Here is a 15,258-nt window from a genome sequence, read left to right on the forward strand (position 1 = left end):
TGAAACTTACTGACATTACCCGATATAAGCTAACCTTTATAAACTGGCATTATTCCACCTGCGGTTCATACTGGTATTCAATGAGTACATTGTAAACAAAGGTGGAATGTCATGCCGAACAAAATCATCACATGGGTTATTATGTTTGGTTTTAGCCTATCGCTGGCGCTATTAGCCAGTATGCTGGGAGAAGCTAACATATGGGCAATTCTGAGTATTTTTACCGTTACGTATTTTATCTGTGATGTTATTTATACGGTCACTGAGTAATTTCTTATTTTCAGTGACCAGACTACAAAAAAAGCATGAGTATGCCTAGCGACAGTCCCTTTTATCATAGACCATGCTAATCCATTCCGTATCTAGAATCAACAAATACTCGACTTTGATATCAGTTGCAGAAAATATAGGCAAGGCGCAGACTCGCTTAAATGCAGACAAACCATAACTATAAAGTTTGACTCGGGTGAAACTCTCTTTGTTGATATTCATGACGTATTCATAAGTGATTTTACTATCATCACGATACACATCTCTTAATGTAACATCATTGTTTATTTTTACAGGGTATCTATTTTCACTTTTATTTTTGGCAATATACTTATCAAATTCAATCAGTGTATTCCGAGCAACCTTCTTAGCCAAGAGCTCACATGTAATAAACGTACCGCAATACAATGAAAATGATAATAATACACAGAGCGCAGTAGTAACCTTCAGTTGTTTAACTGTCGTATTTTTCCTTTTTTTCCATTGATGAAACGCTATCGTACCTGCAATGCCGTAAGAAAATAAAAAAACCAAGGCTATTAATGAAATATTAATAGCATAGCAATTATAAAAAGGAACTGATTGTAGCATCATAGCTTGATTTAATAAAAAATAAATCAGTAAAAGTATAACGCACGCCCTGCTACGTTTATACCCGCCATAGGTTAATAAAATAACAGTGGTTTCATGCGGTAAAAAACGCCAAGTAAATCCTTTTGACATTATACCAACAATCACAAATATAGTTGTAATAGCAGCATAAAATATGCTTACCCAGCAACCACATTTGGTTGCCCGATTGATATACTTGGGCACCCGTGGTATTGAATTAGTCTCTTCAATTTCAATTGCGTGAGCTGCTAGCATACCCATTCCCACATCCTTGTTATCACTGCTCATTTCAAATCCTTATAAAGCTATGCTTTACATCATTGTATTCAGGAGAATTATCATCATGAATAAACAATGGTATATCACTACCAAAGAATTTTGATCTCCAGATAGTGATATATTGAATTAAGCACTGATAACATCAGTGTGAGATAATATACAGCTCTTTGCTATATACATAGTCCTGCGGGTTGTGGGTGGGGAAACCACCAACGTAAGGCTTCAGTAGTTTAATCAGCGGCTGATAGTAGATTGGAATGATCGGCGCTTGTTGGTTGATTCGTACTTCGGCCTGCGCATATAAAACATTACGCATAACGGGATCGGATACGTTCTCCGCCTGCTTCAATAGCCGGTCATATTCGGCATCTTGCCAATGCCCAACGTTTTCCACACTTTCGGAGCGTAGCGTATTCAAAAACGTTGAGGGCTCATTATAGGTCGCATCCCAAGACTGACGTGACAGCATAAAATCCCCTGCCCGTCGCGCATCTAAATAGGTCTTCCATTCCATGTTACGCAGCGTCACCTGTGCACCCAGTAGCTTCTTCCATTGTGAAGAAAGTGCTATGGCCGTTTTTTCGTGCAGGTCATATTTATTGTAAAACAGCTCAAACTTTAATGGATGCCGTTCGTCATACCCCGCCTGATGTAGCAATCCTTGAGCTAATACAGCTCGCTGAGCTAACGGTTCATTTAATTCATCAAATACCGGTGGCTTAAAATCAGCAACCTGAGGCGGGGTTAGCGTACTGGCTGGCTCTCGTAGCCCTAAAACTTTATGAGCGATCAGCTCACGATCCACGGTGAGGTATAAAGCACGACGCACGCGAACATCATCAAACGGCGGCCGCGTAATATTGAAATTATAATATTCGGTGTTTAAACGCGGAATAATATGTAATTCATCCGGCATAGTTTGCTGAATATTTTTAATCTGATCGGCAGGCACCCAGGTGAGATCTAAATCACCAGCACGATAGCGGTTGTAACCAGAAACCGCGCTGTCGACCACTAAATACTCAACCTGTTTTAATACCGTTTCAGAACGATTCCAATATTGAGGGTTTTGTTTAGCCACGATTTTTTCATTCACTATGCGCTTAGCCAACACAAAGGCACCGTTAGAGACGATGTGTTCAGGCTGAGTCCAGCGTTCTCCCCATTGCGTCACCACCGCATGTGGAACCGGAAACGTTGTGGGCCACGCTAACATCGAAATAAACCACGGTGTCGGTTGTTCTAGCTGCACGCGTAAGGTTCGTACATCTAGCGCTTGTACACCCAGCGTCTGCGGTTTCATTTTTCCGCTCACAATTTGAGCCGCATTAACCACATGCCCAGCGGCAAAATAATTGGCAAATGGGCTCGCTGTGGCAGGATCAACCGCTCGCTGCCACGCAAAGACAAAATCATCAGCGGTCAATGCAGAGCCATCTGACCAACGCAAATTTTTACGCAACGTAAAGTCGATCTGCTTGCCGTCCGCGCTCACTTTCCAGCTTTCAGCCTGCGCGGGTTGTACCTTACCCTTGCCGTCCAACCACACTAGCCCTTCAAACAGATCGAGCGCGATCTGCGCGGCGGTGTTTTCTTCAATTTTTTGTGGATCGAGCGTCGCGGGTTCCGCATGGTTGTTGTAGCGGAAAATCTGTTGGGGAGAGAGCGATGTCCCTGCGGGGATTTGAGCAGCATATAACGGTGCCACGCTTATCAGGCTGACCAGCCATAATGGCGACATTTTTTTCATGATATTCCCTTTTCAATGCGTGAATGCGCGTACCTTACGCCCGCCTACTGCCGATTGCTGTGTGGGATCTCGCGAAAAATGTTTTTTGGCCTTGTTTCTCAAAGCAGTGGATAAAAAAATCCAGCCATATATCAAGGCTGGATTTTACTTACTCATTCATTCAGCTAGCTAACGATTCTTTCTTAGGCGTCAAGCGGATACCAAGACGTCGCAGCTGCCGCTTAAGCATTAACACCACCACTATCGATAAACAGATGTTCGATAAAGGCATCGCCAACCACACGCCGTCCAGACCGAATACCCACGGGAAAAAACCGAGGAATGGGAACAAGATCAGCATATTGCTCAGCGTGATAAACGTAGCATAGCGGGCATGGCCTAATGCTTGGAAGAACGTTGCGGCGAGCACGATAAAGCCATCCAAGTACATCACAAACAGATGCAGACGCAGGCCGTGAATGGTTGCCACGTGCAGCGCGCTGTCATCAGAAATAAAGATGCTGGTAAACAGCGAGGGAAGAATCAGTATCGCGACCGCTAACGCAATGCCGCCGCCGACTGCGGTCATCAAACCTAACTTTAAGACCTGACGTACCTTCTCCGGCTGGCGTGCGCCGTAATAGTAACTGACCAGCGGCTGCATTCCCCCGCATACGCCTTCGGCGAGCAGGTAATAGAAACCAATCAGATAGCTGGCGATGCCATAGGCGGCCACTTCTATTGGCCCACCGTGCTTCATGAAAAGCAGATTATGCATCATAACCACCACGCTGAGATAAAGGTACATCAGCATGCTGGAAAAACCGGTGGTTAGAGATTCCAAACTGAGGCGCAGGTTAAAAGCAATGTGCTCGCGCTGTGGTCGTAATTTGTTGTAGCGGCTGAAAACAAATCCGATGCAAATAATCACCGCCACGCTTTCACTGATTATCGTTCCTATCGCCGCGCCTTTTAATCCCCAACCCAAGCGAATGATGAACACATAATCCATCAGCACATTCAGCAGCGCTCCCGTCAGCATGGCAATAGTCGCTAACCTTGGCGCGCCTAAGTTGCGCACCAACAGCGGCATAGCGATACTGCCGAGGACAATGGGTCCCGAAATACCAATAATAGTTAAGTAATCAATGCCATAATTTTCAATAACGCCAGATGCGTCTTGCAAGCGCATAAACATTGGGGCGAAATAAACGATGCACAGACCCACGCTGATACCCATGGCGATCAACAGCCAGAATACCTGCATTAAAATGCGCCGCGCCTTATCAATTTTTTCTTCGCCCTGCGCCAATGAACAGCGCGCGCCGCTGCCCATGCCGATCATCATCCCCACCGCAAGCAAAACGCCCGACAGTGGCCAAGCCATATTAATGGCGGAAAGGCCTTCAGCGCCCATCGCATGCCCGATAAAGGCACCATCGACAATCTGGTATAAACCGCTGATCAACAAGGCGGCAATAGCCGGAATACTGTAGTGCCAGAATGTACGGGTAATACTTTGCTGCAACATAACTTTTCCCAGATCTCTTTCTTATCTATTTTTCATTGCTATCAGCCTGTTTTTAAGCTGCCGCAGGCTTTGTGGAGCAAACGCTCAAACTGCTGTTGTTCTTCTGGCGTTAACGAGGCCGCCATTTGCTGAGTGGTTTGCGCATAGATATCCATCTCTTCCTTTTCTAACGCCGCGCCTTTCTCGGTGGCCTGTAGCAACGTTGCGCGGCCATCCTCAGGACAGGAAATACGTTGAATGTAACCGCGTTTTTCTAATTTGCTCACCATGGCGCTGGCGGAAGCTTTGCTCACTTTCATACACTCCGCCAGCTCCGTAAGGCGCATCCCCTGCGGGTGTTCTAATAACGCATAAAGATAGTCAAACTCGCTGTTCGTCAGCTCCATGCTGCCGCTTTGACGCGAGACTTCGCGCCAGCAAAACCAGAGGTGCCACTGAAGTTTTTTCAGATCGTCAATCATTCGGGGACTCAGTTCGAAGAGGGGAAATAATTTAGTTAGGCTAACATACTAAATTTAGACAGGCAATTGGGCGAAAATAAATATTCTCAGGATAAAAACTATTTTCTAATTGGTTTCAGACGACCTATACATTTAGGCCGTCTGAAAGATAGGCTTAGGCTTTAAGGCTCTCCCCTTTGCTGGCTATCACCTCAGAATACCAATAGAAACTATCTTTGCGACTGCGGATAAGGGTTCCTTCACCGTGATCATCTCGATCGACGTAAATAAATCCGTAGCGTTTTGACATCTCGGCCTTCGACGCGCTGACGATATCAATCGGCCCCCAGCTGGTATAGCCCATCACCTCAACGCCATCGTCGATAGCTTCCGCGACCTGAACCAGATGATCGTTAAGATAGCTAATTCGGTAAGCGTCATGAATCGCGCCATCTGCGGAAATTTTATCTTTCGCTCCCAGTCCATTTTCAACGATAAATAACGGTTTTTGGTATCTATCCCACAGCATATTCAACAAAATGCGCAGGCCTGTCGGATCTATTTGCCAGCCCCACTCTGAGCTTGGTAAATGTGGATTTGGCACCATATCCAAAATATTACCGCGGGATTTACGATTTAATTCTTCATCAGCCGTGACACACCCCGTCATGTAATAGCTGAAAGAAATAAAGTCGATAGTCGTTTTTAACGCCTGACGATCCTCTGGGGTGATATCAAGCGTAATATTATTTTCACGGAAATAACGCAGCATATAGCCGGGATATTCCCCACGGCATTGTACGTCGCCAAAGAATAGCCAAGTCCGATTTTGCTGGAGCGTTTCCCATACGTCCTGTGGCTGGCACGATAGTGGATACATTAAACCGCCCAATAGCATATTACCTATTTTGGCATCGGGGATAATCTCATGACAGGCTTTCACCGCTTTAGCACTGGCCACTAATTGATGATGGATAGCCTGATATATTTCTGCTTTGCTACTACCTTCGGGTAACCCAACACCGGTTAAAGGCGCATGCAGCGACATATTGATCTCATTAAACGTGAGCCAATATTTAACCTTATGTTGATAGCGCTGGAATACGGTGCGCGCATACTGCTCAAAAAAACCAATTGTTTTCCTGCTCCCCCAGCCGCCATATTTTTTAACTAATTCCCACGGCATTTCATAATGAGAAAGCGTCACTACCGGCTGAATACCGTATTTAGCCATTTCATCAAACAAACTGTCATAAAAAGCTAAACCCGCTTCATTAGGCTGATCCTCATCGCCATGTGGGAAAACACGCGTCCAAGCAATAGAAGTTCGTAAACATTTGAATCCCATTTCTGCAAATAATGCGATGTCTTGTGGATATTGGTGATAAAAATCAATTGCGACATCTTTAATACCAAAGTCACCCTCACGACGCTCCACTACATCCCCAAAAATACCCTGCGGCTGAACGTCTGAGGTTGATAAGCCTTTGCCTGCCTCACGATACGCACCCTCAACCTGATTAGCGGCTACCGCGCCTCCCCAAAGAAAATCCTGCGGAAAAAGTTTCATCGGTTATTCCTTATGTTCGCGGCTTACCACCAGCAGTGGTTCGCCCTCTTGGGTTAATGTGCGTGCCAGGCACTGCACATCCAGAAATTCGTCGCTATTACTGATAATTATCGGCGTCGTTAAATCGTAACCGGCAGCAATGATCGCCTGCCGATCAAACTCAATGAGCAAATCACCGGCCTGAACTTTGTCACCGGCTTTTACATGTGCGGTAAAATGCAGTCCGTCCAGCTTCACAGTATCGATGCCAATGTGGATCAACAGCTCAATCCCCTGCTCGCTGAGGATGCCGATGGCATGTTTGGTTTGGAATAGGGACGCTATTTCCCCCGCAAAAGGCGCCACCACACGCCCAAGCTCAGGCACTATCGCCGCGCCATGCCCGAGTAAACCACTGGCAAAAGTACTATCACTCACGTTTTCTAGCGCCAGTACCGTGCCGGTCATCGGCGACAGCACGGTATTTTCATCGGCAGTCCAGCGCCTGGCACCAGACTTCACTTCCGGCTTCGCCTGCTCTTTAGGCAGACCGAACAAAACGGTGCTCACCGCGGCGATAATCAACGCCAGTAATGACCCTGTAATCGCGCCCCACACGCTCAGATCCACGCCTGCGGGAGGGATAATTTGAGCAAAAGTAAAGACGCTCACTAAGCCAAAAGAGTAGGAAGCTGCTTGGCTATAGCCTACTATCGCACCGCCAATAGCTCCGGCCACGCAGCCAAAAATAAACGGACGTCGGCGCGGAAGCGTTACGCCATATACCGCAGGCTCAGTGATGCCAAAAACCCCCGCGGTGGCAGCGGAACCGGCCATCACTTTAAGCTTGGCATCCCGAGTGCGTAGGAAAACACCAAAAGCCGCACCGACTTGGCCGAGTACTGCGGGCAGCAACAACGGTGATAAGGTGTCATGCCCAAGCACGCTAAAGTTGTTAATCATCAAGGGGATCAATCCCCAGTGAAGTCCGAAAATCACGCAGACCTGCCAAATGCCCCCCATCACTGCGCCCGCGAGCCAAGGTGCAAACACATAAATTGCTTGATACCCCATGGCTAGCATTTGGCTTAGCCATGTTGCTACTGGGCCAATCAACAGGAACGTTAACGGAACCGTGATCGCTAGACACAACAGCGGCGTGAGGAAGTTTTTCACCGCGGACGGCATATGGGCATTAAGGCGTTTTTCTAATTGGCAACTGACCCACGCAGCAAAAATGATGGGAATAACCGACGAACTGTAGTTGATAAAGGTAATAGGAATACCGAGGAAATAAGCGTCAGAACTATCGGCGAGTGAAGCATTAAACCCCTGCATCATCAGCGGGTGTGTTAACGCACCACCAATGGCCATGGTTAAAAACGGACTGCCACCAAATTTTTTCCCAGCGGTATATCCCAGAACAAGCGGGAAGAAATAGAACAGAGCATCACTGGCAGCAAACCAGATTTGATAGGTGCCCCCTGTAACGGATAGCCAGCCACAGGCCGCGGCTAGCGCCAATAATCCCTTTAAAATACCGGAAGCGGCCATCACGCCTAAGAATGGTGTAAAAATGCCGGATACAACATCAATAAAGCGACCAAGTAATCCCGATTTTTCACCACCTTCAGCGCTTGGCGTATCATCACTGAGCTGCGCTGCTTTTCTTACCGCCTGATAAACATCCCCCACGTGGTTACCGATCACCACCTGAAACTGCCCACCGCTTTCCACCACCATAATGATGCCAGAATGCTCTTTGAGTTTTTGGGCCTGTGCTTTACCGCTATCTTTTAATTTGAAGCGTAGCCGCGTGGCGCAATGCACTAGACTGGCGATATTCTCTTTACCGCCTACCCCCGCCACGATATCTACCGCTAATGTTTGATAATTCATTCCCTCTCCCTCTACGCCTGCCACCGTCAGCGGCTACGGAAACCTGATATAAAAAAACCTGACCCTTCGCCTAAATAAATCAGGAGAAGCGATCAGGTTTTGCCCGCCGAAGCAGTAACAATCCTTTAGTCCATGCCAACATCTGGCACGGTGAATTTTTTAACGCGTTGCCGCGCTTGGACACTCTTTGCGAACTCTTTCGATGTGAATAGACAAGAACATAATCTCTTCATTACTCAGTTCGCGTTGATACTGCGCCTTTAAATGCCGACCAATTTTTTCAGCACAACGCCATGCCAGCGGGTAGTTATCCTTTACCGCCGAATGCAGGGTAATATCGTCATCAGGCACCACATTTCGTCCTAGCATGCGCTGAGCAAAAAACTTGAGGTGCGTGACAAAGCGCTGATAGCTTAAGGTCTCTTCGTCGTATTCCAGCGATAGTTGGTACTTCACAATATGCAGGATTTCTTGCATCACCTGCGTGATGTGCATTACCTCAGGCATTTCGCTATTGAGCTGGGCATTAACCAGATGCAGGGCAATAAATCCTGCTTCATCATCCAATAATCGCACCCCTAAGCGGCGATCAATCAGCTCAATGGCCTCCTGTCCGATGGCATATTCTTTCGGATACAGACGCCGCGTCTCCCACAGTAAAACGTTGCGAATGGCCAACCCCTTCTGCTGCCGTTCAATCGCAAAATGGCAATGATCGGTCAGAGAGATATACAGGCTATCTTGTAATTTACCGAGCCGCGCTTTTGCCGCGTTAATAATGAGATCGCAGGTAGTCATCACCTCGAGTGGTATATGGCTCAAAAGCTCGCTCAAACGCGTGATGAGCTCATCACTTTGCAGTGCGAAAACTTTCTCAATCTTAGCCTCGTCCACCGCATCACCGGAACGTTTCTGGAATGCCAAACCACGCCCCATCACCACCTGTTCGCGCTGATGTTCATCAACCACGACCACCACATTGTTATTCAGTATTTTGGCGATTTTCACGGGCTAACCTTTTTAGACTCCAGAAACAAAAAAACCTGACCGCTGACAAATGTCAGTTGATCAGGTTTTGCCTGCTTACGCAGTAACAATCCACTGATGACTCTATCAGTTTTAAACTTTGCCTCAACGGACACATGGCTAAAACGTGATAGCGATCGCCCGCGAACTAACGTTTTAGCTACAGATGTTGCAGCTCAGGTTTATTCAACAAATGCTGGTATTCAGACTCTAGCTGCGGCGCATTCCAGTCACCGTCAATGATGGTATAGGTGATATAACCTTTGTTAAGCCAGCCGGTATCGGTATCCGCCTGAGATGGGGTTAATACGTCTGTGTTCATAATTTGCTGTGCTTTACCATCCGGTAACAGCTTGTAGTGATGCTGTGCTTTAGGATGCGGCTCATTGATAACGTATTTCACACCGGCTATTTTATCTTTTGCCAGAGGCGGATAGTTGATGCTTAAGCCTGAACCTTTCGGTAATAAAGACTGCCCTGGCTGCCAGTTTTTCCCCAGTTCATCGACAACATGAACCATATAATCTACCGCCTGCGGCCAATAAAGCTTGGTGCTCGGCCAACCCGCTTTCATTTCTTTTTCACTCAATACATAGCCGATACTGGCGGCTATGGCAGGATAACCATAGCGAACAGCGCGCGCTGCGGCAGATACCGTGCCGGAATTCAGTTGAGCAACGCCAGTATTTGGGCCATCGTTCACCCCAGAGATAACGAGATCGGGCGGCGTGTCTTGCATCACGCCCAGCACAGCAAAATCAAGCGAATCAGCAGGCGTTCCAGGGAAGCAGTACTGTTTGTCGCTTATTTTTTTTACATCGAAAATCTTGTTAGGTTTAAACGTAATCGCAGAGCCGATGCCGCTTTGATTGGTCGCTGGCGCAACCAGCCATACGTCATAACCTTTTGCGGCCAGCTTTGTTTGTAGCGACGTGGTGCCATAGGATTCACATCCGTCGTCGTTAACGATCAAAATACGCATTGGGCGATCGGCGGCCTGTGCCACTAGCGCGGTAGACGCTAATAAAGCAGCGGTAATCAGTTGTTTTTTCATCGTGTTATTCCTAATCAGTGAAACCATTAAAACAAACCAAATTTATACTCAACGCGAACCGCGGCCCCTACGCCTTTCGCACGGTGGAAACTATCGCCATCATCGGTTATTGATGGGTTACTTTTGCTATCGAGTTTCCATGTATAAGCAGGGCCAAAGCCCGCAAAAATATTGAGGCCAGCGATACGCTGTGGTGACCATGAGAAGAATCCGCCATATTCCCACTCTTTTAACGAAACCCCTTTGTACTCAATGCCATAGCCATAGTTTCCATATAACCCGACCAACAGTTCGGGTGAAACCTGATACTGGCTATAGACATAAAGCATCTGCTCGCCATCGTTAACGTAGTCATTCCCTTCTCCATCGGCTGGGCTATTGAAAGTGCCACGGGTATTTTTCCCCATATGCCAATAGAAATAACCCAGTCCATCTTTTAAATGTGCCTTTGTTTTTGACCAGCCAACGCCGAATTCCGCAGCCGCTTTTTGATAACCAATAAGGCCAAAATAGTGCTCAGCATCATGTTCAAAGGCTTTAGTTCCTTCCCATTCGCTCAAGCCACGGTTGTAATACACCACGCCGCGAGTCAGAAAACGGGAGTTTTCGGAGAGCGGCCAAAACCAACTTCCCTCAATGCCTTGTCGTAGCAAATAATCTTTACTATCACCGGCCAAATAGGTGAAACCTTTGCCCTTTTCTGGCTTCCAGCTAATATCACCGGATGCGATATAGTCGATTTTCTTATCGCTTTTCAGCGTGTAAAAATGACGTTTTTCCGGCTCATCACGCTCTGAAAAACGATTCACCAACGCCGCTTTTATTTGCACCTGATCAAAACCAATCTCAGTGCTGAGCCCTTCCCAAGTGCTGGGAACTGCACGGCTAGTATTGGTGGTAATGGCGCCGAATTTATTCAGCTTTCTCCAGCCGCCATACACATTCATGAACCGTTTTTGTTCGCCAAACTTAGCCTTAGCAAAAAGCTGGCCGATCTTATTAAAACCTTCCGCATGCCCATTGTTGTCACGCAATAAATCACGGCCGTAGAAATCTTTATTGGCATATAGTTTGCTCACTCCATACCACGAGGCATCAAATCCCACTGTGTCTTGGTACCAGCCGCTGCTGTAATCTACATGTATCGCCTGCGCCCAGGCATTTTGGTCGCCAACATCGAAATCTGCACGCTGGTCTGTGGTGTTTAGCATCCATATATTTCTGAGCGTGAGATCTAAATGGCTACCCTCAAATAAACCGCCGCTTGAAATATCCATCGCATTGGCATGAGTAAAAATTCCAGTGGTAATTAAAAATAACGTTATTGTTATATTGCTGTGTCTCATCTTATATTCCCTGCCCTTCCTTGAATAAATTCGGCACTGATTTTAGACAAAAGATCCCCGAGAGCAGAATAAGCTGCTCAAAATAGAACCTAATGAATTAATGCTCAATAATTAGAATTTAATAAATCCGATTTAATACCCTTTATTAACACCAACAAACTAGAGGCAAAAAAAAACCTAAGCTCCCGATTGTTGGCCAATGCCATACATTCAGAAGCTTAGGTTTTGCCTGCTACTCAGTAACAATCCTAAACATGTTTCTAGCTAAAAGTACGTTACCACGGTAATTTTAGAAACTAAACCCTTTCAACCGTAAATAAGATTATTTTGTGATGTGGCTAACAAACATTGTTATGCATTTTCTATTTTTATCATCTAATTAATTAGCCTTGATCAAAAAAATACGCTTCGACTAATTCAGTAAAGTTATTCTTTAATATCGTATAAGTAAAAAGCCCTACTAGCGTTAACTAATAGGGCTTTATTTGGCTATGACCTTATCGATTCAATTAAAGAATCGGCTGTGCCATCTGCACCAGAGAAATCAGCGGCTGAGGGAAGATACCCAGCAGAACCACTAAGATCCCTGAAATCAGCACCACAACGCCACCGGCAGTCAGTGCCCAGTTATTTGGCGTATCACGCACCAGCGTTTCAGGTGCATGCAGGTACATACTCACGGCAACGCGCAGGTAGTAGTACAAACCAATCGCACTACCCACCACAACCGCACCGGTCAGCCACCACAGATGCGCCTGAACACCCACGGTAACGATATAGAATTTACCGATGAAGCCCAGCGTCATTGGGATACCCGCCAGAGACAGCATAGACACCGTCATCACCGCAGAAAGAATTGGCTTATGCCAGAACAGACCACGATAAGAGAACAGGGATTCTGCGTCAGGGCCGCTGTATGGGCTAGACATCAAGCTCACCACACCGAAGGAGGCAAGGCTTGCGAACAGATAACCCGCCAGATATACGCCAACCGCTTCAGCAGAAATTTGCTGACTCTGAACCGCAATCAGTGCCACCAGCAGATAGCCTAAATGAGACACCGAAGAGTAACCAAGCAGACGCTTGATGTTGCTCTGCGTGATCGCCATCAGGTTACCAAACAGGATGGAGCAGAATGCGATGATGCCCAGAACCAAACGTACCGTTTCGCTGTTGGTGACCGGCGCATACATAAACAGACGCATCAGCACGGCAAAGATGGCAATCTTGCTGGCGGTGGCCAAGAAGGTTGAAACCGGCGCAGGAGCGCCCTGATACACGTCTGGCGTCCACAGCTGGAACGGAACCAGTGAAAGTTTGAAGCCAAAGCCAACCAGCATCATGCCCAAACCGGCTAACAACAGCGGTTCGTGCAGCATGCTATCGCTCATGCTTTTGCCTAGGCCGGCAAACGACAGGTCGCCAGATTCAGCATACAGCAGCGCCATACCGAACAGCAGGAACGATGAGGCCGCCGCTGACAGAATGGTGTACTTGATAGCGGCTTCCAGCGAGCGTTTCTGGCGATAGGCATAACCAATCAGGCCAAACAGCGGCAGCGAAATCAGTTCGATACCGATGAACAACGCCGCCAGATGGTTAGCGCAAGCCAGTACGATACCGCCCAGCGTTGCAATCAGAACCAGCAGATAGAACTCATCGCGGTTATCTGGGTAGCCTTGCAGCCATGGGTAGGCAAACGTGCTGGTCGCAAGGCTCGACAGCAACACCAAGCCGATATACAGCATGGAGAAACTATCAACGCGAAACAGCGGCGTTACGTTTAACGAGCCATCCGTTGCAGAAAGAAGCTGCCCCACAAAATAGAGTGAAAGCAGCGCCAGGTTCAAACCGATCACTGTCACCGTTGCGTTGACGAAGTGGTTGCGTCGCCACGCAATGCACAGCATCACAACCACCACCGTCAATCCGACGATCAACAGCGGTAACAGTGCGATCAGATGTTGAGGAGTTATTGTCATGGCGAATTACGGCCTTGTTGTTAAAGTTGAAGCAGAGCTAAACCAGTGTTGCACGTTCGTCATTGCTGCACTGGACGTATCCAGAATCGGCTGAGGATAAACACCCAGCGCAACCAGCAGAACCACCAGCAGCAGAATAATCGACAGCTCACGCGTGCTCATGCCCGGCAGAGGTTTGTCAGATTTTGGTGCACCGTAATAAGCGCGCTGCATCATGATTAACGAATAAACAGAGGCAAATACCAGACCGAAGGTAGAGATAATCGTTATAACCGGCACCACTTGGAAGCTGCCGAATAGGATCATGAACTCACCAACGAAGTTACCAGTACCCGGCATACCTAAGGTGGCAACGGCAAAGAACAGCGACAGCGCAGGCAGGTACTTAATCCGGCCCCACAAACCGCCCATCTGACGCATATCACGCGTATGCAGACGTTCGTAAAGCTGACCACAGATGATGAACATACCCGCAGCAGACAAACCGTGCGCAATCATCTGGATAACCGCGCCCTGATAGGCCAGTTGGCTACCGGAGTAGATCGCGATCAATACGAAGCCCATGTGGGAAACGGAGGTATAAGCAATCAGACGTTTAATATCCGTCTGAGCAAACGCCATCCATGCACCGTAGAAGATACCGATAACACCTAACCACATCGCGATAGGCGCGAATTCATGGGATGCTTCTGGGAACAACGGCAGGCTGAAACGCAACAGACCATAGGCTGCGGTTTTCAGCAAAATACCGGCTAAGTCAACGGAACCTGCGGTCGGTGCCTGACTGTGTGCATCAGGTAACCAGCCATGCAATGGAACCACCGGCATCTTCACGGCAAATGCAATAAAGAAGCCCAACATCAGCAGATACTGAACGTTGTGACTCATTGGCGTGTTCAGCAATTCTTCATAGTTAAATGTCCACACGCCGGTAGCGTTGAAGTGAACAAATACCAGACCCAGAATCGCAATCAGCATAATCAAGCCGCTGGACTGGGTGTAGATGAAGAACTTGGTGGCAGCGCTGATACGGGTTTTGCCGTCTGATGCTTTATGACCCCAAAGAGCGATCAAGAAGTACATCGGCACCAGCATCATTTCCCAGAAGAAGAAGAACAGGAACAGGTCGATGGCCAAGAACACACCGATGACGCCCCCCAGAATCCATAACAGATTCAGGTGGAAGAAGCCCTGATACTTCTGGATCTCGTTCCAAGAACAGAGGATCGCCAGAACGCCCAGCAAGCCGGTCAATACCACCATCAGCAGTGATAAACCATCCAGTGCTAGGTGGAATTCAATCCCGAAACGTGGGATCCACGGCACGGAGAACTCTGACTGCCACTGCGGCAGACCCGTCGCCTGTGTCAGAGAATAGCTGCCCTGCAACCACAGTTGCACAGACAACACTAACGTCAGACCCATTGCTATCAGTGCTATCCAGCGTGGAGCTTTGGTGCCGAAGCGCTCGCTCTGCCAGCTTAAAAAGCCACCGATGAACGGGATAAGAATTAGCCAAGGTAATAACATGGCGCTTTGTG

Annotated in this window: 12 protein-coding genes; 1 reads left to right on the forward strand and 11 read right to left on the reverse strand. The window is 47.5% G+C overall.

Translation table 11 applies throughout. From position 1 onward, the window contains the following. Nucleotides 1-111 precede the first annotated feature (111 nt). Entirely contained in the window at nt 112-270 is a 159-nt protein-coding gene (locus tag U0008_RS13710) for a hypothetical protein (RefSeq protein ID WP_155273778.1), read from the forward strand. Between the two features lie 45 nt (nt 271-315). Here U0008_RS13710 and U0008_RS13715 read toward each other — a convergent pair whose 3' ends face one another. The 11 genes from U0008_RS13715 to nuoM all read right to left on the reverse strand — a co-directional run bounded on the left by U0008_RS13715 (nt 316) and on the right by nuoM (nt 15,247). Further along, the gene (locus tag U0008_RS13715; RefSeq protein WP_043494128.1) at nt 316-1,170 is read right to left on the reverse strand and encodes a hypothetical protein; all 855 of its coding nucleotides are present in this window, start codon (nt 1,168-1,170) and stop codon (nt 316-318) included. A gap of 133 nt (nt 1,171-1,303) precedes the next feature. After that, on the reverse strand, nt 1,304-2,911 hold the full coding sequence (locus U0008_RS13720; protein ID WP_043494130.1) for an ABC transporter substrate-binding protein: 1,608 nt from the start codon (nt 2,909-2,911) through the stop codon (nt 1,304-1,306). Nucleotides 2,912-3,071: 160 nt separating this feature from the next. Continuing rightward, nucleotides 3,072-4,421: an MATE family efflux transporter gene (locus tag U0008_RS13725; protein ID WP_043494131.1), complete on the reverse strand. Its 1,350-nt coding sequence runs from the start codon at nt 4,419-4,421 to the stop codon at nt 3,072-3,074. Nucleotides 4,422-4,462: 41 nt separating this feature from the next. After that, nucleotides 4,463-4,882 (reverse strand): MarR family winged helix-turn-helix transcriptional regulator, encoded by a 420-nt coding sequence (locus U0008_RS13730; RefSeq protein ID WP_025797919.1) that lies wholly within the window; start codon nt 4,880-4,882, stop codon nt 4,463-4,465. A 154-nt stretch (nt 4,883-5,036) separates the two neighbouring features. Further along, on the reverse strand, nt 5,037-6,431 hold the full coding sequence (locus U0008_RS13735; protein WP_043494134.1) for a glycoside hydrolase family 1 protein: 1,395 nt from the start codon (nt 6,429-6,431) through the stop codon (nt 5,037-5,039). Nucleotides 6,432-6,434: 3 nt separating this feature from the next. Next, nucleotides 6,435-8,309 (reverse strand): PTS beta-glucoside transporter subunit IIABC, encoded by a 1,875-nt coding sequence (bglF, locus tag U0008_RS13740; RefSeq protein WP_043494136.1) that lies wholly within the window; start codon nt 8,307-8,309, stop codon nt 6,435-6,437. A 159-nt stretch (nt 8,310-8,468) separates the two neighbouring features. Next, nucleotides 8,469-9,317 (reverse strand): BglG family transcription antiterminator LicT, encoded by an 849-nt coding sequence (gene licT / locus U0008_RS13745; protein WP_043494137.1) that lies wholly within the window; start codon nt 9,315-9,317, stop codon nt 8,469-8,471. A gap of 178 nt (nt 9,318-9,495) precedes the next feature. Next, nucleotides 9,496-10,389, reverse strand: coding sequence for a 5'/3'-nucleotidase SurE (gene surE, locus U0008_RS13750; protein WP_043494138.1), 894 nt, complete (start codon nt 10,387-10,389; stop codon nt 9,496-9,498). Between the two features lie 26 nt (nt 10,390-10,415). After that, nucleotides 10,416-11,600 carry an OprD family outer membrane porin gene (locus U0008_RS13755; protein WP_248298858.1) on the reverse strand — a complete coding sequence of 395 codons (1,185 nt, stop codon included), beginning with the start codon at nt 11,598-11,600 and terminating at the stop codon, nt 10,416-10,418. A 644-nt stretch (nt 11,601-12,244) separates the two neighbouring features. Then, complete coding sequence (gene nuoN / locus U0008_RS13760; protein ID WP_025797909.1) at nt 12,245-13,717, reverse strand: NADH-quinone oxidoreductase subunit NuoN; 1,473 nt, start codon at nt 13,715-13,717, stop codon at nt 12,245-12,247. A gap of 6 nt (nt 13,718-13,723) precedes the next feature. Next, a complete protein-coding gene (gene nuoM, locus U0008_RS13765; protein ID WP_043494140.1) occupies nt 13,724-15,247 on the reverse strand; it encodes an NADH-quinone oxidoreductase subunit M in 1,524 nt (507 codons plus the stop codon). Between the last annotated feature and the right edge of the window lie 11 nt (nt 15,248-15,258).

This window comes from Hafnia alvei (assembly GCF_034424155.1).
GTDB lineage: Bacteria > Pseudomonadota > Gammaproteobacteria > Enterobacterales > Enterobacteriaceae > Hafnia > Hafnia alvei.